Source organism: Cupriavidus sp. CPT47-8839-RL05A, assembly GCF_058792255.1.
The window spans coordinates 21,298-43,640 of the sequence record NZ_JBYTEG010000032.1; the positions used below are offsets into that span (position 1 = coordinate 21,298).

Genomic DNA, 22,343 nt, shown 5'->3' on the forward strand with positions numbered 1-22,343 from the left:
GCGCGTTCGGTGGCCTGCTGGTCGCCGATCATGCTGCTGGCGAGTTCCAGCGCGGCCTTCGCGCTCGATGGCGGCAGTCCCGAGGACAGCGCCAGCCTGACAGCGATCGCCGCCAGGCGTCCTTCCTCATAGGTTGGCATGTCGATGCTTGCTCCTTTGCGCCAGGGTGTGGCCCCGCCGCGCGTGACGCCGCCGGAATCGGACGGCTCTACCAGTATGGGCGAATTGGCGGAAAGGAGAACCGCCGTTTGCGCCGGCCTTGATCGTGCGCAAGCGCGCAGTGCGCTCTAGGTATCGGGCCGGTCCCAATAGGGCGGGTTGCCGAAGCGCTCGGCGAAGAAATCCACGAAGGCGCGTGTCTTGGGCGGTACCAGATGCCGGCTGGGAAACACTGCCCAGATCGACACTGCCGGCACCACCGGGTATTCGTCCAGTACTGTCACGAGCGCGCCGCTGCGCAACAGCGGGCCCACATCCCAGGTCGACTTGAGCGAGATGCCGACGCCGGCCACCACCGCGTCGCGCAGCACTTCGCCGTTATCCACGCGCAGGTTGCCGCGCACGTGCACCACGGTCTCGCCCAGCGGCGTATTGAAGCGCCACGCCGACTGGTCGGCCAGCACCAGGCAGTTGTGCTGGCGCAGGTCGTCCGGGTGGCGCGGCACGCCGTGGCGCTGCAGGTAGGCGGGTGAGGCGCAGATCACGCGGTGGCTGGGTGCGAGCGCGCGTGCCACCAGCGTGGAATCGGGCAGCACGCCCATGCGCAGCGCCACGTCGATGCTGGCATCGACCAGTCCGATCACCTGGTCGGTCAGGCGCAGGTCAAGCGCGATATCGGGATAGGCGGCGAGGAATTCGGGCAGCGCTGGCGAGACATGCTGGCGCCCGAAGGACGCCGGCGCGGTCACGCGCAACTGCCCGCGCGGGCGCTCGGCGCTGGTGCCGACCGATGCGCTGGCCAGATCCGCGGTGGCAAGCAACTGCTCCGCATGCGGCAGGAAGCGCTCGCCGTCGGCGGTGAGTGCCAGCCGCCGTGTGGTGCGATGCAGCAGGCGGCTGCCCAGTGACTGTTCCAGCCGGCCCAGGCGGGCGCTGGCGCTGGAGGTGGACAAGCCCAGGTCGCGTGCGGCGGCCGACAGGTTGCCCAGCGCCGCGGCGCGGACGAAGACGGCAATGTCGAGCAGGTCGAAATGCACGGCGCCAATGCCGCCGCGGCCGCTATTGCGACAACGCGCGGGCGGCCTCGACCTGCGATTCGAAGAAGGTCTGGAAACTGATCGCCAGCCCTGCCATCAGCAGGCCGGTGCCGATCAGCAGCGACAGGATCACCAGGATCACTACCGGCCAGCCGGAGCGTGTAGGTTTGCCGAGTTGGTTGAAGCGTGCGTCCCATTTGTCGTCCGGGCGCAGCCCGTAGACGATGGCCGCCAGGAAGGCGCTGATGACGGAGGCTCCGCCGGCGACGGCGAAGGTCCAGTTCAGCGCCGGGCTGCCCGCGCCGGTCGCCATCGAGGCCACGCCGAGCGCGCCTGCCAGCAGCGCCAGCAGGTGCACCCAGCCATACGGATCGCGCAGGCCGCCCAGATAGAAGCGATGCGCGCCCAGGCTGCCGCACAGGAACGCCAGCGCCACGGTCAGCAGCTTCGATTTGCCGCGGGCGGGCGGCGAGGCGAGCGTGGAGGCATGGCGGGCTGGCGTGGCTGCAGGCATGGTCGGATTTCCGGCGGTTGCGGGCCGGCAATGCACCGGCACAGGAACGGCGGCACACGGGTACCGGCCGGCCCACATTGTACGCCGGCAGTCAGCGCAAGAAAGGGAAGTGCGTCAGAAGACGCGCAGGACGGCGCTAATGCCAGCCGGACTGCAGGCCGTCCAGGAAGGCCACCGCGTGCTCGCTGATATGGGTTTCGCCGTAGAGGACCAGGGTCAGGAGGCCCATGAACAGGATTGACAGCGATAACTGGCCCGCGTGTTCGGCCAGGTCGCTAAGAAGGGGTGACATGACAAACCTCACAGAATTATTGTCTTTCTGGAGGCTGCGCCCGGGCCGTCTTGATCGGGTCCGGCAGGAGGTGTCGGGCAGAGGCAGGTCAGTTCGATTGCCGTCTGCACTGGACGGCACGCTGTGAGCCCCGGGCAGCGCCGGGCGGCAGCCTGTGCGTGGCACCCGCAAAGCGGGGCGCACACTTGAATAGAGACCGGGGGAGCGGGGGCGGAGTTCCGCGAACCGCCGCAAGACCGTTGGGCAGTGCGGCGACGGGCGGGGGTGTGCCGACAGCCGTCAGCAGTGACCTTTATCGGCCATTGTCGCGGCCACGTGCCTGCCAGCCGGGGCCGACGTTGCCTGGCCGGGAGTCGTTGCGGGCTTCATTGGGGTTGTCGCGTTCCTGGCCCCGGCCACGGTTGTCGTCGCGGGCACCAGCCAGTGCGGCGCGGCGCCCGCTCAGGCGATCGTCGGCACGGGCACGTGCCTCCATGCGGTCGATCTGGGCTTGCACGTGCTCGCGGCTCTCGGCGCGCACGCTGGCCATCTGCCAGCCGTCGCGGGGCTGCGGCTGCATCCGTGCGGACCGGCTATCGGGCCGTACTTGTTGCCAGAACGCGACCTGGGCATGGCTGGTGGCAACCGCGCCGACCAGGCCCGAGGCCACCAGGATGCCAGCCACCAGGTCGCGCAGGAGAGAGCGGGTGAGCATGCGGATTCCCAGGTTCCTGACGCGCTGTGTTGCTGTTGGAAGATGGGTTCATGGTACGCATGGGCCATCGGGGCGCCTATGCCAATCCCGTTACCGGTGTAACGGATTGTTTCGGCCACCCAGACCCCCGTTCCGTGGGGTTTTCAGCGGGATTCAGGGTCGGTAGCGGATGCGGTAAATGGCCCCGGCAAGGTCGTCGCTGACCAGCAGCGAACCGTCCGGCGCAACCAGGACGTCGACCGGGCGGCCCCACGGCCTGCCGCCGCGCAGCCAGCCCTGCGCGAACACCTCCTGGCGCACCGCCTTGCCGGCATCGTCCAGCGCCACGCGGACCACGCGGTAGCCGGACGGCTCGCTGCGGTCCCAGCTGCCGTGCTCGGCAATGAAGACGTTGTTGCGGTAGGCCGCCGGGAATTGCGTGCCGGTGTAGAAGCGCATGCCCAGGGCCGCGACGTGCGCGCCCAGGCGAGCCACCGGCGGCACGAACTCGGCGCAGGGCCGCTGGCTGCCGTATTCGGGATCGGCAACCGTGCCGGCATGGCAGTACGGGTAGCCGAAATGCTGGCCGGCAGCGGTGGCGCGGTTGAGCTCGTCGTCGGGCACGTCGTCGCCCATGCGGTCGCGGCCGTTGTCGGTGAACCACAGCTCGCGCGTGGCCGGGTGCCAGTCGAAGCCGACGGTGTTGCGCACGCCGCGTGCCACTACCTGCAGGTCGCTGCCGTCGGGCTTCATCTTCATGATGTTGGCGTAGCGGTTCTCGTCCGGCGCGCAGATATTGCATGGCGCGCCGACCGGCACGTAGAGGTAGCCGTCGGGGCCGAAGGCGATGAATTTCCAGCCGTGATGCCCGTCTGTCGGGAAGCGGTCGCTCACCACCGTTGGTGCCGGCGGCTGGTCGAGGCTGGCCTCGATATGGTCGATCCGCACGATCTTCGACAGCGAGGACGCATACAGGCTGCCGTCGTGCAACGCCACGCCGACCGGCATGCGCAGCCCGGTGGCGACCGTGCGCACGCGCGGCCGGGCCCCCAGCGCGTCGGTCACCGCGTAGACCTTGCCTTCGCTGCGCGAGCCGACGAAGAGCGTGCCCGACGGCGACATCGCCATGGCGCGTGCGCCCGGCACGTCCTGCGTCAGCACCTCGATGCGGAAACCAGGCGGCAGCCGGACCTGGTCCAGCGGCAGGGCGGCCGGCGCGGACCCGGTGCCTGCCAGCAGTACAATGGCGAGCAGGGAAGCCGGCCGTAAGGTGCGGGCCATGAAGTGCAGAACGGGGCGCATGTCGGGCCTCCTGTCGCGGTTTTTGCCACGATGCCTGCACGGCAGGCGCGCGTCAATCACCTAAGTGTTTGTTTGGCCTCGGTAATTGGGCTATACTCTTGCGTTTCGTGTTCGAACGTCCTCGAACACCCCGTTTTCTGAGGAATCATTCCATGGTCGTTATCCGTCTGGCTCGCGGCGGCAGCAAGAAGCGCCCGTTCTTCAACATCGTCGCCACCGACTCGCGCAACCGTCGCGATGGTCGTTTCATTGAGCGCGTTGGTTTCTACAACCCGCTGGCTACGGAAGGTGAAGAAGGCCTGCGCCTGGCGCAAGACCGCCTGGCCTACTGGCAAGGTGTTGGCGCCCAGCTGTCGCCGACCGTTGCCCGCTTGGTCAAGCAAGGCGCCGCCAAGGCTGCTGCCTGATAGTCGCCTGCAGCGCGCCCCGTCGAGCCGTTTTACGGCCGGCCGGGCGCGTTCTTATTGCACACGTGACTGAACGAAAGCAGGGCGCCGCCCGGCCGCTGAACCGACCGCTGGTTCAGCCCCAGGGCGAGCCGCAAAAGGCTTGCAAACTGCCCGCGGCGCTCCTGTATGCCGACCCCCTGCCGGAAGACCTGGTGGAGGTCGGCTATATTGGCGCTGCCTACGGCATCCGCGGCTGGATCAAGGTCTTGCCGCATGCCGATGATGCTTCGGCCCTGCTGCATGCCCGCCGCTGGTGGCTGCTGGCACCGCCGCAGGCGGGGCTGGTGGCGGCCGATGCGTCGCGCGCCCAGCCCGTCTGCGTGAAGATCGCGCAGTCGCGCGAGCACAGCGGCACCGTCGTGGCGCAAGCGTCCGGCGTGGCCGACCGCAATCTTGCGGAAGCGCTCAAGGGCCGTCGCGTGTGGATCCGGCGTGCGGATTTTCCCGCGCCGGAAGAAGATGAGTTCTACTGGGTCGACCTGATCGGCTGCGCCGTCAGCAACGAGCAAGGCGAGTTGCTGGGCGAGGTGTCCGGGCTGATCGACAACGGTGCCCACCAGATCCTGCAGGTGGCCTGCGTGCTCCCTGACGGCAAGGCCGGTGAACGGCTGATCCCGTTTGTCGATGCGTTTCTGCGCTCGGTCGATACCGCGGGCAAGCGCATCGTGGTCGACTGGGGGCTCGATTACTGAACCCGTGCCTTCGCGGTGCGGGGTTCGGAAGGGAGAGAGCGGATGCAGTTCGATGTGATCACGCTGTTTCCCGACATGTTTCGCGCGCTGACCGACTGGGGTATCACCAGCCGGGCGGCCAAGCAGCAGCGCTATGGCTTGCGTACCTGGAATCCGCGTGATTTCACGGTCGACAACTACCGCACCATCGACGATCGTCCTTACGGCGGCGGCCCCGGCATGGTGATGCTGGCCAAGCCGCTGGATGACGCGATCGATGCCGCGGTGGCGGCGCAGGCGCAGGCCGGCGTGCCAGAGCCGCATGTGGTGCTGATGTCGCCGCAGGGCAAGACGCTGTCGCATGCCAAGGTGATGGAACTGGCCGAACGGCCGGGCCTGGTCTTGCTGTGCGGCCGGTATGAGGCTATCGACCAGCGGCTGATCGACCGCCGCGTGGACGAGGAAATCAGCCTCGGCGACTTTGTGCTGTCGGGCGGCGAACTGCCGGCGATGGCGCTGATCGACGCCGTGGTGCGGCATCTGCCCGGCGTGCTGGGCGATGCGCAGTCGGCCGTGCAGGACAGCTTCGTCAACGGCTTGCTGGATTGTCCGCACTACACGCGGCCGGAAGAATATGAAGGCGCGCGGGTGCCCGAGATCCTGCTCGGGGGCCATCACGCCGAGATCGAGAAATGGCGGCGCCAGCAGGCGCTGGCCAATACCGCGAGCAAGCGCCCCGATCTGATCGAGGCCGCTCGCAAACAAGGTTTGCTGACCCGGGCCGACGAAAAGTTCTTGTCGGAATGGGCGGCGAAGGAAGGGCGGGGGGAGACCCCCGCCAGGTAAAACCCCATCCTCTGCCGGGGCCCGGGCAATGCCTGGGGCATACAACGCCGGCACGATGGCTACGGAGAAAAAACGATGAACATCATCGAGCAGATCGAGAAGGAAGAGATCGCGCGTCTGACCGCGAACAAGACCATCCCCGCATTCGCACCTGGCGACACCGTGATCGTCAGCGTGAACGTGGTGGAAGGTAACCGCAAGCGCGTGCAGGCCTACGAAGGCGTCGTGATTGCCAAGCGCAACCGCGGCCTGAATTCGTCCTTCATCGTGCGCAAGATCTCGTCGGGTGAAGGCGTGGAACGTACGTTCCAGCTGTACTCGCCGCTGATCGCTGCCATCGAAGTGAAGCGTCGCGGCGACGTGCGTCGCGCGAAGCTGTACTACCTGCGCCAGCGTTCGGGCAAGTCCGCACGTATCAAGGAAAAGCTGGTGTCGAAGGCTGCTGTCGCTGCCAAGGCTGCACAGTAAGCTGGGCATGCCGGCCGGGGCAGCCCGGCCAGCATTTCCTCAGGAAGGGCACCCCCGGGGTGCCCTTTTTGCATTGGCGCGGTGCAAACGGTGGAAGCGGCAGGCGCTTTTGCTGCCGCGCCAGAATGCGCGCTTCTGTCATACTTGCGATGTTATGCGTCCTGCTTTCGATCCCGAATCCCTCCCCGTCATCGACACCGACCTGCGCAACGGCGCCCTGAGCGCGCCGCGGCTTGAGGTGGACTTTATCCGGCACCGCTTCCGGGTGCCCCCGGCCTGGGCGCCGGAGCTGACCGATGAATCGCGCGTCTATGACCGCAGCCGCGGGCTGCGCGACGCCGCCGTGCTGGTGCCGCTGGTGGAGCGCCATGACGGCCTGACGGTGCTGCTGACGCAGCGCAATGCCAACCTGAGCGCGCATGCCGGGCAGATCAGCTTCCCGGGCGGGCGGCAGGAGTCATGGGATGTCAACCGTATCGACACCGCGCTGCGCGAGACGGAAGAAGAGGTGGGGCTGGCGCGCGACTATGTCGAAGTGCTGGGTGCGCTGCCGGACTACATTACCGGCACCGGTTTCCACGTGAGCCCCGTGGTAGGGCTGGTGCGCGACGGTTTCACGCTGCGCCCGGATGCCTCGGAGGTTGCCGATGTCTTCGAGGTGCCGCTCGCGTTCCTGATGGACCCGTCCCACCATGAACGGCGGCTGTTCCGCTGGGTCGACGGCGAGCGGGTGTTCTACGCCATGCCCTATCCGCGCGAGACTGGCGGCCACCGCTTTATCTGGGGTGCCACCGCGGGCATGCTGCGCAATCTTTACCACCTGCTGGCGGCCTGAGCCGCCGGCTTCTTACGCTGCGGCCTGGTCCTTGCTGCCGATGCAGTGGGGGCAGCTCTTGCCGACCACGTAGTGCGGGCTTTGCTGCTCCTGCGGCGTGACCACCGCGCGGCAGGCAAAGCACTGCTTGGGGCCGGCCGGCTCCAGGCTGGGGTTCAGCGCGGTGCGGTAGTCAAAGACGAAGCAGTCGCCGCGATAATGGCTGCCACCGACTTCCTCGAAGTACTTCAGGATGCCGCCCTCGAGCTGGTACACGCGCTCGACGCCGACTTCCTGCATATGGATCGCCGCCTTCTCGCAGCGGATGCCGCCGGTGCAGAACGACACCACGGTCTTGCCTTCCAGCTCCGCCTTGTGGGCCGCCACCGCCTCGGGAAATTCGCTGAACTTGGCGATGTCATATTCCACGGCGTCTTCGAACGTGCCAACCGCGACTTCGAAATCATTGCGCGTGTCCAGCATCACCACCGGGCGGCCTTCGTCGTCGTGCCCCTGGTCCAGCCAGCGCTTCAGGTCGGCCGGACGCACTGACGGCGCGCGGCCTTCCTCGGGGCGGATCAGCGGCATCTTCATGGTGATGATTTCCTTCTTGGCGCGCACCAGCATGCGCTTGAAGGGCTGGTTTTCCGACAGGCTTTCCTTGGGCGCGATATCGGCAAAGCGCGCATCGGCGTGCAGCCAGGCCATGAAACCGTCGATGGCTGCGCGCGGCCCGGCCAGGAACATATTGATGCCTTCGGGCGCGAGCAGGATCGTGCCCTTCAGGCCGGCCGCTTCGCAGCGCTCGCGCATGGCCGGGCGCAGGGTCTCGATGTCGTCCAGCGAGACGAATTTGTAAGCGGAAATATTGACGATCTGCATGGGAGACTGCGCCTGCACGGCCGCGTCCCGGAGGGCGCCGACGGCTTGCGATAACTGCCTGATTGGAAAGGCGAAATTATAACGCGTGCGGGCGCCGCCGCCGCGCATTCCCAAGCACTCCGATCGGCTATGCCGGGCCCTCGCGCCAGGCCGCCTGCACGCAATATCGGAGGCATGCCAGCGGCCCGAGCCGGTACAATGTCGCCCATGTCCGCACCCCGCTTCGTACACCTCCGCCTGCATTCCGAATACTCCATCGTGGACGGCATCGTCCGCCTGGAAGACGCCGTCAAGGCCGCTGCCGCCGACGGCATGGGCGCGCTCGCCCTGACGGACCTCGCCAACGCCTTCGGGCTGATCCGTTACTACAAGGAGGCGCGCGGCAAGGGCGTGAAGCCGGTGGTCGGTGCCGACGTCTGGCTCACCAACGCCGAAGACCGCGACAAGCCGTCGCGCCTGCTGCTGCTGGTGCAGGACCGCCGCGGCTACCTGAACCTGTGCATGCTGTTGTCGCGCGCGTGGCTGGGCAACCAGCACCGCGGCCGCGCCGAGATCGATCCGGCCTGGTTCCTGGAACCCGGCGAGGATGACCTGCCGCTCGCGACCGGCCTGATCGCCCTGTCGGGCGCAATGGGTGGCGATATCGGCATGGCGCTGGCCAACGGCAATGCCGACGGTGCGCGCCGCGCGGCACAGCATTGGTCCACGGTATTCGCGCAACGCTTTTACATCGAACTGCAGCGCGCCGGCAACGCCGGCACCGATGCCTACGTGCAGCAGGCCGTGCAACTGGCGGCGGAACTGCAACTGCCGGTGGTGGCCACGCATCCGGTGCAGTTCATGACGCCGGACGACTACACCGCGCACGAGGCGCGCGTGTGCATCGCCGAGGGCGAGCTGCTGGCCAATCCGCGCCGCACGCGGCGCTTTACCACTGACCAGTACTTCAAGACCCAGGACGAGATGTGCGCGCTGTTCGCCGACATCCCCTCGGCACTGGAGAACGCGGTCGAGATCGCGCGCCGCTGCAACCTGACGCTGGAACTGGGCAAGCCGCGCCTGCCGCTGTTCCCGACGCCCGACGGCATGTCGCTGGACGACTACCTGGTCTACATGGCCAAGGACGGGCTGGAGAAGCGCCTGGTGGTGCTGTTCCCCGACGAGGCGGTGCGCGAATCCAAGCGCCCGGAATACTACGCACGGCTGGAGTTCGAGACCGGCACCATCATCAAGATGGGCTTCCCCGGCTACTTCCTGATCGTGGCGGACTTTATCAACTGGGCCAAGAACAACGGCGTGCCGGTGGGACCGGGCCGCGGTTCGGGCGCCGGTTCGCTGGTCGCGTATGCGCTCGGCATTACCGATCTGGACCCGCTCAAGTACGCGCTGCTGTTCGAGCGATTCCTGAACCCGGAACGGGTCTCGATGCCCGACTTCGACATCGACTTCTGCCAGCACGGCCGCGATCGCGTGATCACATACGTGAAGGAGAAGTACGGCAAGGACGCGGTATCGCAGATCGCCACCTTCGGCACCATGGCGGCCAAGGCCGCGGTGCGCGACGTGGGCCGCGTGCTCGATCTCGGCTACGGCTTTGTCGATGGCATCGCCAAGCTGATCCCGTTCAAGCCGGGCAAGCTGGTCACCATCGAGGAAGCCAAGAAGGAAGAGCCGCTGCTGACCGAGCGCGAGAACAACGAGGAAGAAGTGCGCCAGCTGCTGGAGCTGGCACAGCGCGTCGAAGGCATGACCCGCAACGTCGGCATGCACGCCGGCGGCGTGCTGATCGCGCCCGGCAGGCTGACCGACTTCTGCCCGCTGTACACGCAGGGCGCGCAGAACGACGGCATGAGCGGCGTGGTCAGCCAGTACGACAAGGACGACGTCGAGGCCGCCGGCCTGGTCAAGTTCGACTTCCTGGGCCTGACCACACTGACCATCCTGGACTGGGCCGAGCGCTATATCCGCCGCCTCGATCCGAGCAAGGCCGACTGGAATTGCAGCCATATCCCGCTCGACGACAGTCCCGCCTTCGATATCCTCAAGACCGCCAACACGGTCGCCGTGTTCCAGCTGGAAAGCCGCGGCATGCAGGGCATGCTGAAGGACGCCAAGCCTGACCGCTTCGAGGACATCATCGCGCTGGTGGCGCTGTACCGCCCGGGCCCGATGGACCTGATCCCCAGCTTCTGCGCGCGCAAGCACGGCCGCGAGAAGGTGGAGTACCCGGATCCGCGCGTCGAACCCGTCCTGAAAGAGACCTACGGCATCATGGTCTACCAGGAGCAGGTGATGCAGATGGCGCAGATCATCGGCGGCTACTCGCTCGGCGGCGCCGACCTGCTGCGCCGCGCCATGGGCAAGAAGAAGCCCGAGGAGATGGCCCAGCATCGCGTCATGTTCCGCGAAGGCGCCGACAAGAACGGCCTCTCCGCGCAGCAGGCCGACGACATCTTCGACCTGATGGAGAAGTTCGCGGGCTACGGCTTCAACAAGTCGCACGCGGCCGCGTATGCGCTGCTGGCGTACTACACCGCCTGGCTCAAGGCCCACCATCCGGCCGAATTCATGGCAGCCAACATGTCGCTGGCCATGGATGACACCGACAAGGTCAAGATCCTCTACGAGGACTGCAAGCTCAACAAGATCGCGGTGCTGCCGCCGGACGTCAACGCCAGCGAATACCGCTTCGCGCCGACCGATCCCAAGACCATCCGCTACGGCCTGGGCGGCATCAAGGGCAGCGGCCAGGGCGCGATCGAAGATATCCTGCGCGCGCGCGAGGAGCGGCCGTTCACCGATCTGTTCGACTTCTGCGAACGCGTCGACCGCCGCCAGGTCAATCGCCGCACCATCGAGGCGCTGATCCGCGCCGGCGCCTTCGACAGCCTGAACGACAACCGCGCCCAGCTGCTGGCCTCGGTGCCGATCGCGATGGAGGCCGCCGAGCAGAAGGCCGAGTCCGCCAACCAGGTGTCGCTGTTCGACCTGATGGGCGATGCCGGCGATGCGCACCGCCCCGAGCTGCTCGACGAACCGCGCTGGAGTCCCAAGCGCACGTTGCAGGAAGAAAAGCAGGCGCTCGGCTACTACTTCTCAGGCCATCTGTTCGATGCCTACCGCGACGAGGTGCGCCGCTTCAACAAGGGCACGCTGGCCGCGCTGGAAAAGGAAGTGCAGGGCAACGGCGGCGGCTTCGGCCGCGATGTGCGCGGCAAGACCATCGCCGGCGTGATCAGCGGCGTCCGCACGCAGATGACCCAGCGCGGCAAGATGGTGATCGTCACGCTGGACGACGGCACCGGGCTGGTCGAGATGACGGTGTTCAACGAGCTGTTCGACGCCAACCGGCACATGTTCCGCGAGGATGAGCTGCTGATCGCCACGGGGAATGCGCGGCACGATACGTTTACCGGTGGGGTGAGGTTTACGGCGGAATCGGTGATGGACCTGGTGGCCGCACGCGTCAGGTTTGCCAGCGCCGTGCGGTTGTCGATGAATGGGAATTCGTCGACCGGGATGTTGCGTGAACTGCTGATGCCGCACCTGGCCCGCGCCAGCGGTGGACAGGGTTTGCCGGTGCGCATCCACTACCAGTCGGCGGCGGCTTCGTGCGAGGCCATGCTCGGAGCGGACTGGAAGGTGGTGCCCTCCGACGAGGCGCTGACCGCGTTGCGGCTGGCACTGTCGCCGGACAGCGTCAGCACCCTCTACGAATAAACCGACGGCAGCGGCGGTCTCAGGCCGCCTGCCGGGCGGCGCGCGCGCTGGCCGCCAGCGCTAGCAGCGCGTCGACGTGGGCCTCGATGCCCGGATCGTAGTCGAGCATCGCCATCGGATCCGCCAGCCGGCCTTGGCCGCTGCGTGCCGCGTCGACCGCGGCGCGAATCGCGCGGTCGAGCGTCTCGGCGCGATCGCGTGCGAAGGCATGCACCGCCTGCGGCCGGATCACCTCCAGGCAGGCAATATTGTCGGCAAAGACCAGCGGTGTGCCGCACAGCACCGATTCCACGCCGACCAGTCCGAACGGTTCGTAGCCCGACGCCAGGATGGTGAAGTCCGCGGCGCGGTAGAGCGCGTCGATGCGGCTGCTGTAGCCCAGTTCCCGTACCCGCGGGATGGTGCGCCCGACCGGACGGCCGGCCACGGCAAGCGTGATCGGCAGGTCCGATTTGGAGAAATAGTCGGCAAGCAGGTCGAAACCCTTGCGGGCATGGCCCGAGGACGGGAACAGGAACACGACCTCATCGTCACCGAAACCGAACTCACGGCGCAACGCGGCGCGCGCGTCGGCGTCGACCGGCGTGAAGCGCTGCGTGTCGACCGGCGGGTAGATCAGTTCCACGCGGTCCGGCGGCATCCCGTACAGCTCGATCACCTCGCGGCGCATCAGCGCCGAATGTGCCACCACGCGGTGCGCGCCAGCATACTGCGCACTCTCCAGGTCGATCTGCCACTGGTCGGAGCGGCGCGCTGTCGTGCCGCGCGCGCCGAGATAGCCGCGATGGGTGCCGCCGCAGATGGCGATATCGGAGCCGCGCACGCGGTTGCAGCCAATCAGCACTTCGTCCGCGGGGCGGCGCGCTTGCAGCCGCCACGAGAAGTAGCGGTCGCGCAGCTTGCCAGGCAGCCACGACACCACGATCCGGTGCGGGGCAATGCCGGCCGACTCTGCCACGCCGGCGTCGAAGCGGCGCGCGTAGACCGACACCTCGGTGCCGGCGCGGCCTGCCATGGCCCGGCTGATGTCGAGCGCATAGCGTTCCAGGCCGCCGCCAGCGCCGAAGCGATTGCAGGAGATGCCAACTTTCATCGATGCATGGAATAAAGGGGAGGGGCGGCCGGCCGCCTCAACGGGTGACCTCAGGGGCGGCTGCCTTGAGATCGGTGTTGGCCTGCAACTGCGCCAGCTTGGCGTACTTGTAGTAGCTTGCCTGCGCATTCATCAGCGCCACGCCGAAGCCTGCGCTGCCGTCCAGGAAGCCGCGCTTGAGCAGGTAGGTCCGGATGAAGGCCCACAGGCCGTGCCCCGCGGCGGACGCCACCGAACTACGCTTGCCCCGCGCGTAGGCCTGCTGCGCGCCTGCGCTGGAGTAGCTGTCGATCTTGCGCAGCACGTCCGACAGTGTGCGGTAGCTGTAATGGACAAGCGGCTCGCGCAGATGGGTGACCGGATCGTCCACCTTCAGGTGTTCGTGGACCAGGTCATCCGTGAAGCGGCCGCGGCCCTTGCGGAAGACGCGGGTCACATAGTCCGGGTACCAGCCGGCGTGGCGCACGAAGGTGCCGCAGAACGCTGACAGGCGCGGCAGCGCAAGCGCGTGGGCGTCGGCCCGCTTCAGATGGCCCAGGATCTCGTCGCGCAGGGCGGGCGTGACACGTTCGTCGGCATCGAGACTCAGGATCCAGTCGCCCGTGGCGGCGTCAACCGCGCGGTTCTTCTGCGGGCCGAAGCCAGGCCAGTCGTCGGTCTGGATGACGGTGGCGCCGGCGGCACGCGCAATCGCCACAGTGTCATCCGTGCTGGCCCAATCCACTATAATCGCCTCTTCGCACCAGGACACGCTTTCGAGGCATGGCCCGATATTGTGAGCTTCATTCCTGGTAATGATGACGGCCGAGACTCTCATGGAACATAGGGGAGGCACGCAGGTCGGACAAGACCGACGGGCCGCCGGAGTCGCCCACGGCGCCAGGCGCTGGATCGAGACCGCGTATTCTACCGCACTGGCCATGGCGCCCTCCGCGCACCCTGATGCCATCGAGTCGGCTAGCGGGCCGCTTCCTGAAACTCAAATTGATGATACGAGCACAATTGTTCCGTTCCGCCGGGATGGAAGAAGTCTTCCTTCTGCCTGCGCGTGCAGCATTGGTCTCTCTGTCGCCGGCTGCAATCCGGGCAAGACCGGACACACAGGTGCTGGCCGCATGATCGGCGCCTACGTCATCAATCTCGACTCCGCGCGGGAACGCCGGGAGCGCATTTCCGGCCAGCTGGCGGGCCTTGGCATCCCGTTCCAGGTGTTCCGGGCCGTGGATGGCCGCGTGCTGGCGGAGCAGGAAGTGGCCAGCAAGTACGATGCCGCCGCCGCCGCCGCGCGCTACCGCCCCATGAGCCGGGGCGAGGTCGGGTGCGGGTTGAGCCACCTCGGTGTATACCGCAAGATGCTTGACGACGGCGCCGCCTTTGCGCTGGTGCTGGAGGACGATGCTTCGCCCGGCCCCGACCTGGCAACCGTGCTGGCCGACCTGGAGTCGCGTCTGGATCCGGACCGGGCCGAGGTGGTGCTGCTGTCCCATGTCGACAAGTACACCCGCTGGGGTGCCCGCAGGCTCAGTGGTGAACGACGCCTGGTCAGGCGCTACGGCGAATGGTGGCGCGCGCACGGCTACGTGGTGACGCGCGCCGCAGCGCAACGGCTGCTGGCGGGCTTGCAGCCGATGTGGTGCGCGGCCGACTACTGGTCGGCCTTCGAAAAGCAGGGCCTGGTGTCGGTCAGTGCGGTGGTGCCATATTGCATCGGCCTGACCGAGCTGGCCGAGACCTCGTCGCTCGAAACGCATCGCGCCGACCTGGACGCCACCGACAAGGCTCAGCGCAGCATCGGCTATTATCTGCGCCGCTACGTCTATCAGCGCTTCCTGTTCCAGCTCATCGTGAGGCCCTTCCTTCGGGTAGCCCGGCAGAAGCGGCCGGGCTAGCGCCGGGCCGGCACGCCGCCTCCACACACAAGACATATCAGTGACCACATCCAAACCGCCCATTTCGCCAGGTGCCGCCGTGCCGTCCAGCATGGCCAGCCGGCTCTGGTCTTACCTGCGCCCCGAGTTACGCATCTTCATCGGCGCTATCCTCGCCATGGCCGTGGTCGCGGGCAGCGAAGGGGTGATCCCCAAGGTTGTCAATGACCTGCTCGACAAGGGCTTCGGCGGCGACTACGCCGGCACGCTGTGGCATGTCCCCGCCATCCTGACCGGCGTGGCCCTGATCCGCGGCCTGGCGCAGTTTGCCTCGGGCTACCTGCTGAACCTGATCTCGAACCGCGTGCTGCTGAAGATGCGCCTGCAGATGTTCGAGCGCCTGCTGCAGGCGCCGGCGTCGTTCTTCCACCGCAACACGGCGGCTTCGCTGATCAATGCCGTGATCTTCGAGGTCAACCAGGTGCTGCAGATCCTGACCAGCGTCTTTATCACGCTGGTGCGGGACTCGCTGACGGTTGTGGCGCTGCTGATCTACCTGTTCTATACCAACTGGCGCCTGACGCTGATCGTGGCGGTGATCCTGCCGGTGATCGGCTACCTGATGTCGAAGATCAACCGCCGGCTGCGCAAGCTCAACCGCGATCACCAGGCCTTTACCAACAACGCTGCCTATGTCGTGGAAGAGGCCGTGGGCGGCTACAAGGTGGTCAAGCTGCACGGCGGCGAGGCCTACGAGATGGGCCGCTTCCGCACCGTGGCCGAGCGGCTCAAGAACTACTCGATGCGCATGGCGGTTGCCGGCGGGCTGAACCAGCCGGTCACGGCCTTCCTGGCCGCGCTGGCGCTGTCGGTGATCATCACCATTGCGATGGTGCAGGCGCAGGCCAACCAGACCACGGTGGGCGGTTTTACCGGCTTTGTGATGGCGATGCTGCTGCTGATCTCGCCGCTCAAGCATCTGACCGACATCAACCAGCCGCTGACGCGCGGCATCACCGCAGCCGAGATGATCTTCCGGCTGATCGATGAACCGATCGAGCCGCAGGACGGTGGCAAGATGCTGGATCGTGCCCGTGGCGAACTTGCCTTCGAGCAAGTCGGCTTCCGCTACGGTGAAGCATCGCGTGCCGCGCTGGAGGGCATTGACCTGCGCGTCAGTCCGGGCGAAGTGGTGGCGCTGGTAGGTCCGTCGGGAAGCGGCAAGACCACGCTGGTCAACCTGGTGCCGCGCTTCTTCGACCCGACTGGCGGGCGCATCCTGCTGGATGGCACGCCGCTGACCGAGTTGTCGCTGAAGGACCTGCGCAACCAGATTGCCTTCGTCAGCCAGGACGTGGTGCTGTTCAACGACACCGTCGCCGCCAACGTGGCATATGGCGCGCAATCCGACAGCGAGATCGACATGGCCCGCGTTGAGCGCGCGCTGGCGGCCGCCTACCTGACGGAAACGGTCAAGGGGCTGCCGGAGGGCCTGAACACCAATATCGGCGACAACGGCATGAAGTTGTCCGGCGGCCAGCGCCAGCGGCTGGCGATTGCCCGGGCGCTGTATAAGAACGCGCCCATCCTGATCCTGGACGAGGCGACTTCGGCACTGGATTCGGAGTCCGAGCGCCAGGTCCAGGCGGCGCTGGAGGAACTGATGAAGGGCCGGACCACGCTGGTGATTGCGCACCGGTTGTCCACCATCGAGAACGCCGACCGCATCGCCGTGCTGGACCACGGCCGCGTGGCGGAGCAGGGCACGCACGCGCAGCTGCTGGCGGCCAACGGCCTGTACGCCGGGCTGCACCGGATCCAGTTCGCGACGCAGCAAGGGTAACGGACCTGCCAACGACAAAGGCCGGCGCTTGCGCCGGCCTTTGTCGTTTCCTTCGTGCTCAGTTTGGCGAGGTGACGGGCGGCTGCACGCCCAGCACTTCATCGATGGCAGCCAGCACCTGATCCCGCCGCGGCACCACGCCGCCGCCGCCCAGCGAGACCGCGCGGCCCGGCGCATCGACGCCGTACAGGTGGCGCGACGTGGTCGTGAACAGGATCACGGTCGGGCGGCGCAGCGCATCGGCGATATGCACGAAGCCGGTGTCCATGCCAACCACCAGCGATGCCTTGCCTACCATCTGCGCCACGCCGGTGATGCTCAGGCGTGGCATCACTTCGGCGTTGGGCACGCTGGCGGCGATGGTTTCGGCTTCCTTGCGCTCCGCGTCGTTGCCCCAGGGCACCAGCACGCGCAGCCCGCGCGCCGAGATCGCGCTGCCCACGCTGATCCAGTCGGCGACCGGCCACTTCTTTTCCTCGCTCGAGGTGGCATGGAACAGCATCGCGTACGGACCCTTGGCGGCCGGCGCCGGCGTGTCTGCGGGCATCTCCAGGCCGTAGTCCATGTCCCTGGTCAGCTCATAGCCCAGGGCGCGGCTGACGGCGCGGCGCATCCGCTGCCGCGCGCAATCTTCTTCGACAAATGGCTGGAACACATGGTTGTAAGCGAAGCGTGCGCCGCTCTCGCCCAACTCTGCCACGGGGTAGCCATAGCGATTGCGCGTTCGTGCCAGGAACGTCACGATGGCGCTCTTGTAGACGCCGTGGACGTCCAGCACCGCATCGTACTTCTCGCGGCGCAGTTCACGCAGCGCACTGAAGATCGCACGCAAGCCAGCCCAATTGCGCGATTTCTTGAAGCCGCGCAGCGGCGCGGAAATCACACGCTCGATATTCGGATTCCAGCGCGGCACGTCGGCGCAATATGAGTCGGCGATCCAGTCGATCTTGACGCCGGGAAAGGCCCGCTGCAGGTCCGCGACCAGCGGCTGGGTGAACACCATGTCGCCGAGAGAGGTCAGCTTGACGATGAGAATACGTTTCATCAGGAACAGTATGGTGGGCAGTGTGCCCGCCTGGTTCGGAAGGTGCGTAGTATGCCTTATGCAGGGGACATGTGTCCGTGCGATGCATGGGCGACATGGCGCCCGCCACACTCATGCCGATCCGTTAGTATCTGCATCAGAAGCCCACGATCGATGACGCCTATCCAACAGGAGACCACCATGTCCGACCCGGCATTCGCCATCAGCCGCTACCCCGTTCCCGCGCTGACCGACCTCCCCGACGACATCCGCGCCCGCATCCTGGAAGTCCAGGAAAAAGCCGGCTTCGTCCCCAACGTCTTCCTGGCGCTGGCGCACCGTCCCGACGAGTTCCGCGCGTTCTTCGCCTACCACGACGCGCTCATGCTCAAGGAGGGCGGCCTGACCAAGGGCGAGCGCGAGATGATCGTGGTGGCGACTTCCGGCGCCAACCAGTGCCTGTACTGCGTGGTGGCGCATGGCGCGATCCTGCGCATCTATGAGAAGAAGCCGCTGGTGGCGGACCAGGTGGCGGTGAACTACCTGAAGGCGGATATTCCGCAGCGCCAGCGCGCGATGCTCGACTTTGCGATGAAGGTGTGCAAGGCGTCGCATGAAGTCGGCGATGCCGACTTTGCTGCGCTGCGCGAGCACGGTTTTTCCGAGGAGGATGCCTGGGATATTGCCGCCATCACGGCGTTCTTCGGCCTGTCGAACCGGATGGCCAACACCGTCAGCATGCGCCCGAACGACGAGTTCTACCTGATGGGCCGGGTGCCGAAAGCGAAGTAACGCCGCAGCGGCTCAGCGCACCTCGGCGCAGGCACCGCTCTTGGGGTCGAACAGCACCGGCCACGCCTGCTCGTAGATGCCGGGCGTGCAGTGCTTCTCGCAGCGGTTATGGGCCAGCGTCACGCGGCGCGGATCCTGCCACACCAGCAGCTTGCACTGGCTGCCGTCGATGGCCTGCAGTTCGATGTGCGGGGTCGCGCGGACCTGGCGGAACTCGGCCAGGTTGAATTCGCAACTGCCGCGCCGCGATACCCATAGCTTCCACTTGAGCGCACGCACCTCGTTGGCCTTGACGTCCATCAGCGCGTCTTCGCGGAAGCCGTCTTCCTCGGTGCGCTTGCAGGCGGCGGCAATGTTGATGGTCTTGTTCGCGATCGGGGTGGCGCGCTCCTTGGGCGCGGCGGCGACCGCTTCGCCCTTCGCCTCGGGCGGCGGTGCGGGGGCGCGCTTGGCAATCGGCAATGGCGCGCACGCCACCGACAACAGAAGGGCCAGCAGACAGGTCCCATGGTTCGTGGCGTTCATGCCGGACTCCTTGCTTGCCGACCGGGCCGCGCCCCGCATCGGGGCGGCAAGCCGGGCGCGGCATCCGTGCGGATGCCGCTGACTACGTTGGCTTAGTTATAGCGGATGGCAAACGGAATTGGAGTAGGACCATCACCGAGTCCGTAAGGAGACGGACGCTAGCGGACACGCGCAGGCGCTGCAGCGCGGTTACGTTCGTAAACAGCTTGATACACAGATGCGGAATGCGGCGTGCTAGCCTTTCTCAACCATCGCTCGCCGCCGCCAAAAAATGAAGCCCCGCGCCCTTGTTGCCCTCATCGTATTGCCCGTGCTCCTTGGCACCTTCTCCGCCGCCGCCCAGGCCGACGACGACTGGGACGACGATGATGATCACCGCTACGCGCGCCGGTACAAGGGCGGCGACTACAAGGAAGAATTCTGGGTCGGCAACTGCAAGATCAAGCGCAAGTGGAAAGACAACGGCGAGTACAAGGAGGAGCGCAAGTGCAAGGACCGGCCGGTCGTGTACCAGCCGCCGCCGGCCGTGTACTACCAGCCCGAACCCGCCTTCGTGGTGAGTCCGCAAGTCGTGATCCGGCCCTAGCCTGGTCCGGCCAGAATGCAGAAAGGCCCGCCAGTGAGCGGGCCTTTCCATGCCTGCGCCGGCATCTTCACATCAGGATGATGTCGTACTGTTCCTGGTGGAACGTCGATTCCACCTGCAGCGAAATCGGCTTGCCGATGAAGTCGCCAAGCATCGCCAGATGCTGGCTTTCCTCTTCCAGGAACAGGTCGATCACTTCCTGCGAGGCCAGGATGCGGAATTCGCGCGGGTTGAACTGGCGCGATTCGCGCATGATCTCGCGCAGGATGTCGTAGCAGGCCGTACGCGGCGTCTTGACCTGGCCCTTGCCGTGGCAGACCGGGCATTGCTCGCACAGCACATGCGCCAGCGACTCGCGCGTGCGCTTGCGCGTCATCTCGACCAGGCCCAGTTGCGAGAAGCTGTTGACCGTGATGCGGGTGCGGTCGCGTGCGAGCGCTCGCTTCAGCTCGGACAGCACCGCGTCGCGGTGCTCGGCGTTCTCCATATCAATGAAGTCGATGATGATGATGCCGCCGAGGTTGCGCAGGCGCAGCTGCCGCGCGATGGTGTGGGCCGCCTCCAGGTTGGTCTTGAAGATGGTGTCGTCGAAGTTGCGCGCGCCCACGTAGCCGCCGGTGTTGACGTCGATGGTCGTCATCGCCTCGGTCTGGTCGATCATCAGGTAGCCGCCCGACTTCAGGTCCACCCGGCGCGACAGCGCCTTCTCGATCTCGGCGTCGATATTGAACAGGTCGAAGATCGGGCGCTCGCCGGTGTAGTGCGACAGCCGCGGCAGCACCGCCGGGGTGTATTCCTTGGCGAACTCCAGCAGCATCTGGTAGTTCTCGCGCGAGTCGATCTGGATCACGCCGGTGGCGTCGTTGATAAAGTCGCGCAGCACGCGCTGGGCCAGGTTCAGGTCCTGGTAAAGCAGGTTGGGCGCGGGCAGGGTAGTGGCGTTCTGGCGGATCGCGCCCCAGATCTTGCGCAGGTAGGCGATATCGTTGCCGAGTTCTTCGTCGGTCGCTTCCTCGGCAATGGTGCGCACGATAAAGCCGCCGCGCTCGTCGTCGGGCACCAGGCCCTGCACGCGGCTGCGCAGCGCCTCGCGGTCCACTTCGCCCTCGATGCGCTGCGAGATGCCGATATGCGGGTCCTGCGGCAGGTACACCAGGGTGCGCCCGGCGATGCTCACCTGGGTGGACAGGCGCGCCCCCTTGGTGCCGATCGGGTCCTTGATCACCTGCACCATGAGTGCCTGGCCTTCGAACAGGGTCTTCTCGATGGCCAGCTGCGGGGTGGAATTGTTGCGGTCGGCATCACGCGGATGCCAGATGTCGGCCACGTGCAGGAAGGCGGCGCGCTCCAGGCCGATATCGATAAAGGCCGATTGCATGCCGGGCAGCACGCGCACCACCTTGCCCAGGTAGATATTGCCGACCAGCCCGCGCGTGAGCGTGCGTTCGACATGCAGTTCCTGCACCGCGGCTTGCTGCACGATGGCGACGCGGGTCTCTTGGGGCGTGATGTTGACGAGGATGTCTTCAGTCATAGCGGGTGAAACGCGTCGCCGGTGGCCCGGCTGTATAGGGTGGCCCGGCGCTGGGCCGGGTCTTGTCTGGGCACGGAGGGCGCTGCTCAGAACTGCAGGCGGGCCTGGCGAAGTAACGCCGCCGTCTCAAACAAGGGCAAGCCCATGATACCTGAATAGCTGCCACTGATCCGCTCGACGAACTCCGCCGCCCGGCCCTGGATGCCGTAGGCACCGGCCTTGCCGAGCGGCTCGCCGCTGGCGACGTAGCGTTCGATCTCGGCGGGCTGCATCGGGCGGAAGGTGACTTCCGAGATCGACAGCGCATGCCGCATGCCCGTGGTCGACACGATCGTCACGGCGGTCAGGACGCGGTGGGTGCTGCCCGAGAGCGCGCCCAGCATGGCCGCGGCATCGGCGCCGTCGGCGGGTTTGCCCAGGATGCGGCCGCCCAGGCAGACCGTGGTGTCGGAGGTCAGCACCGGCGCATCGGGCAGCGCGCGGCGTTCGCGGCGGCGCAGCGCGGCTTCGGCCTTCAGCGCGCAGACGCGCTGGACGTAGTCGTCGGGGGTCTCGCCGGGCTGGACGGCCTCGAGCGCTTCGGCATCCTCGTCGTCATCGGCCAGCAGCAGTTCGTAGCGCACGCCGAGCTGGGTCAGCAGCTCGCGGCGGCGCGGGCTCTGCGAGGCGAGGTAAAGGTAGTCGTGCAGGGTGTCGGGCATCGCGGCGGAGGGGCCTACCGGCGACAGCCGGGATCAGGCCCGATGATAGGGGTGGTTCTGTGTGACGGACCAAGCGCGGTACAGCTGCTCGGCCAGCAGCACGCGCACCATGCCGTGCGGCAGGGTCAGGCTGGACAGCCGGATCAGGGTGCTGGCGCGGGCTTTCAGGGCGGGATCGAGCCCGTCGGCGCCGCCGATCAGGAAGGCCACGTCGCCGCCCTCGCGCTGCCAGTCGGTCAGCTGCGCGGCCAGTTGCACGGTGGTGAAGTCGCGCCCGCGCTCATCCAGCGCGACGATGCGACACTGTTTCGACAGCGAGCCCAGCACCGCCTCGATGCGCGCGGCTTCGCGCTGCATCACGGTGGCGGCGTTGTTGCTGGACGAGCGGGTTTCGGGCTTGACCTCGCGCAGTTCGATGCGCAGCTCGGGCGGCATGCGCTTGGCGTACTCGCTGAAGCCGGTCTCGATCCAGCCGGGCATCTTGTGGCCGACGGCCACGATCACCAGTTGCATGGGGCAGGGGATGGGTCATGCTGCGCGGCCGCCGGGC

23 protein-coding genes are annotated in these 22,343 nt (G+C 66.8%); 10 read left to right on the forward strand and 13 right to left on the reverse strand.

Annotation, left to right across the window (positions count from 1 at the left end; all coding sequences use genetic code 11):
- Positions 1–287: 287 nt before the first annotated feature.
- The 5 genes from AC3WVS_RS29135 to AC3WVS_RS29155 all read right to left on the reverse strand — a co-directional run bounded on the left by AC3WVS_RS29135 (position 288) and on the right by AC3WVS_RS29155 (position 3,977).
- Positions 288–1,196 carry a LysR family transcriptional regulator gene (locus AC3WVS_RS29135; RefSeq protein WP_492321418.1) on the reverse strand — a complete coding sequence of 303 codons (909 nt, stop codon included), beginning with the start codon at positions 1,194–1,196 and terminating at the stop codon, positions 288–290.
- 22 nt (positions 1,197–1,218) lie between these two features.
- Positions 1,219–1,710, reverse strand: coding sequence for an NINE protein (locus AC3WVS_RS29140; protein WP_492321419.1), 492 nt, complete (start codon positions 1,708–1,710; stop codon positions 1,219–1,221).
- A 136-nt stretch (positions 1,711–1,846) separates the two neighbouring features.
- Positions 1,847–2,002, reverse strand: a complete 156-nt coding sequence (locus AC3WVS_RS29145; RefSeq protein ID WP_492321420.1) for a hypothetical protein — start codon at positions 2,000–2,002, stop codon at positions 1,847–1,849.
- A gap of 292 nt (positions 2,003–2,294) precedes the next feature.
- Entirely contained in the window at positions 2,295–2,696 is a 402-nt protein-coding gene (locus tag AC3WVS_RS29150; RefSeq protein ID WP_010812929.1) for a hypothetical protein, read from the reverse strand.
- 153 nt (positions 2,697–2,849) lie between these two features.
- Positions 2,850–3,977 carry a PQQ-dependent sugar dehydrogenase gene (locus tag AC3WVS_RS29155; protein ID WP_492321421.1) on the reverse strand — a complete coding sequence of 376 codons (1,128 nt, stop codon included), beginning with the start codon at positions 3,975–3,977 and terminating at the stop codon, positions 2,850–2,852.
- Positions 3,978–4,129: 152 nt separating this feature from the next.
- Here AC3WVS_RS29155 and rpsP point away from each other — a divergent pair, with 152 nt between their 5' ends.
- The 5 genes from rpsP (at position 4,130) to AC3WVS_RS29180 (ending at position 7,246) form a co-directional block, all read left to right on the forward strand.
- Positions 4,130–4,384: a 30S ribosomal protein S16 gene (gene rpsP, locus AC3WVS_RS29160; protein ID WP_010812927.1), complete on the forward strand. Its 255-nt coding sequence runs from the start codon at positions 4,130–4,132 to the stop codon at positions 4,382–4,384.
- A 110-nt stretch (positions 4,385–4,494) separates the two neighbouring features.
- Positions 4,495–5,118 carry a ribosome maturation factor RimM gene (rimM, locus tag AC3WVS_RS29165; protein WP_492321444.1) on the forward strand — a complete coding sequence of 208 codons (624 nt, stop codon included), beginning with the start codon at positions 4,495–4,497 and terminating at the stop codon, positions 5,116–5,118.
- A gap of 42 nt (positions 5,119–5,160) precedes the next feature.
- Positions 5,161–5,943: a tRNA (guanosine(37)-N1)-methyltransferase TrmD gene (trmD, locus tag AC3WVS_RS29170; protein ID WP_492321422.1), complete on the forward strand. Its 783-nt coding sequence runs from the start codon at positions 5,161–5,163 to the stop codon at positions 5,941–5,943.
- 75 nt (positions 5,944–6,018) lie between these two features.
- On the forward strand, positions 6,019–6,411 hold the full coding sequence (gene rplS / locus AC3WVS_RS29175) for a 50S ribosomal protein L19 (protein WP_492321423.1): 393 nt from the start codon (positions 6,019–6,021) through the stop codon (positions 6,409–6,411).
- A gap of 154 nt (positions 6,412–6,565) precedes the next feature.
- Positions 6,566–7,246: a CoA pyrophosphatase gene (locus AC3WVS_RS29180; RefSeq protein ID WP_010812923.1), complete on the forward strand. Its 681-nt coding sequence runs from the start codon at positions 6,566–6,568 to the stop codon at positions 7,244–7,246.
- Between the two features lie 12 nt (positions 7,247–7,258).
- On the opposite strand, the gene AC3WVS_RS29185 is transcribed toward AC3WVS_RS29180, so the two are convergent.
- Positions 7,259–8,107, reverse strand: a complete 849-nt coding sequence (locus tag AC3WVS_RS29185; RefSeq protein WP_492321424.1) for a sulfurtransferase — start codon at positions 8,105–8,107, stop codon at positions 7,259–7,261.
- A gap of 207 nt (positions 8,108–8,314) precedes the next feature.
- Between AC3WVS_RS29185 and dnaE the strand changes: the two genes are divergently transcribed.
- Positions 8,315–11,827, forward strand: coding sequence for a DNA polymerase III subunit alpha (gene dnaE, locus AC3WVS_RS29190; RefSeq protein WP_492321425.1), 3,513 nt, complete (start codon positions 8,315–8,317; stop codon positions 11,825–11,827).
- Between the two features lie 19 nt (positions 11,828–11,846).
- Here the strand turns inward: dnaE and AC3WVS_RS29195 are convergent, their stop codons facing one another.
- Both AC3WVS_RS29195 and AC3WVS_RS29200 read right to left on the reverse strand, forming a co-directional pair.
- Positions 11,847–12,920 (reverse strand): glycosyltransferase family 4 protein, encoded by a 1,074-nt coding sequence (locus AC3WVS_RS29195; protein WP_492321426.1) that lies wholly within the window; start codon positions 12,918–12,920, stop codon positions 11,847–11,849.
- A 37-nt stretch (positions 12,921–12,957) separates the two neighbouring features.
- Positions 12,958–13,737, reverse strand: coding sequence for a glycosyltransferase family 2 protein (locus tag AC3WVS_RS29200; protein WP_492321427.1), 780 nt, complete (start codon positions 13,735–13,737; stop codon positions 12,958–12,960).
- A gap of 298 nt (positions 13,738–14,035) precedes the next feature.
- Between AC3WVS_RS29200 and AC3WVS_RS29205 the strand changes: the two genes are divergently transcribed.
- Together AC3WVS_RS29205 and msbA are read left to right on the forward strand one after the other, a co-directional pair.
- Positions 14,036–14,809, forward strand: coding sequence for a glycosyltransferase family 25 protein (locus AC3WVS_RS29205; RefSeq protein WP_492321428.1), 774 nt, complete (start codon positions 14,036–14,038; stop codon positions 14,807–14,809).
- A gap of 91 nt (positions 14,810–14,900) precedes the next feature.
- On the forward strand, positions 14,901–16,631 hold the full coding sequence (msbA, locus tag AC3WVS_RS29210) for a lipid A export permease/ATP-binding protein MsbA (RefSeq protein WP_492321445.1): 1,731 nt from the start codon (positions 14,901–14,903) through the stop codon (positions 16,629–16,631).
- 58 nt (positions 16,632–16,689) lie between these two features.
- On the opposite strand, the gene waaC is transcribed toward msbA, so the two are convergent.
- Entirely contained in the window at positions 16,690–17,676 is a 987-nt protein-coding gene (gene waaC, locus AC3WVS_RS29215) for a lipopolysaccharide heptosyltransferase I (protein ID WP_010812916.1), read from the reverse strand.
- A 180-nt stretch (positions 17,677–17,856) separates the two neighbouring features.
- Here waaC and AC3WVS_RS29220 point away from each other — a divergent pair, with 180 nt between their 5' ends.
- Entirely contained in the window at positions 17,857–18,447 is a 591-nt protein-coding gene (locus AC3WVS_RS29220) for a peroxidase-related enzyme (protein WP_010812915.1), read from the forward strand.
- 12 nt (positions 18,448–18,459) lie between these two features.
- Here the strand turns inward: AC3WVS_RS29220 and AC3WVS_RS29225 are convergent, their stop codons facing one another.
- Positions 18,460–18,972: a hypothetical protein gene (locus tag AC3WVS_RS29225; protein ID WP_492321429.1), complete on the reverse strand. Its 513-nt coding sequence runs from the start codon at positions 18,970–18,972 to the stop codon at positions 18,460–18,462.
- Between the two features lie 271 nt (positions 18,973–19,243).
- Here AC3WVS_RS29225 and AC3WVS_RS29230 point away from each other — a divergent pair, with 271 nt between their 5' ends.
- Positions 19,244–19,558 carry a hypothetical protein gene (locus AC3WVS_RS29230; protein ID WP_492321430.1) on the forward strand — a complete coding sequence of 105 codons (315 nt, stop codon included), beginning with the start codon at positions 19,244–19,246 and terminating at the stop codon, positions 19,556–19,558.
- Between the two features lie 67 nt (positions 19,559–19,625).
- Here the strand turns inward: AC3WVS_RS29230 and rng are convergent, their stop codons facing one another.
- The 3 genes from rng to rlmH form a co-directional block, all read right to left on the reverse strand.
- On the reverse strand, positions 19,626–21,092 hold the full coding sequence (rng, locus tag AC3WVS_RS29235; protein WP_010812912.1) for a ribonuclease G: 1,467 nt from the start codon (positions 21,090–21,092) through the stop codon (positions 19,626–19,628).
- Between the two features lie 86 nt (positions 21,093–21,178).
- On the reverse strand, positions 21,179–21,793 hold the full coding sequence (locus AC3WVS_RS29240) for a Maf family protein (protein WP_010812911.1): 615 nt from the start codon (positions 21,791–21,793) through the stop codon (positions 21,179–21,181).
- A 33-nt stretch (positions 21,794–21,826) separates the two neighbouring features.
- A complete protein-coding gene (rlmH, locus tag AC3WVS_RS29245; RefSeq protein ID WP_011614787.1) occupies positions 21,827–22,306 on the reverse strand; it encodes a 23S rRNA (pseudouridine(1915)-N(3))-methyltransferase RlmH in 480 nt (159 codons plus the stop codon).
- Positions 22,307–22,343 lie beyond the last annotated feature (37 nt).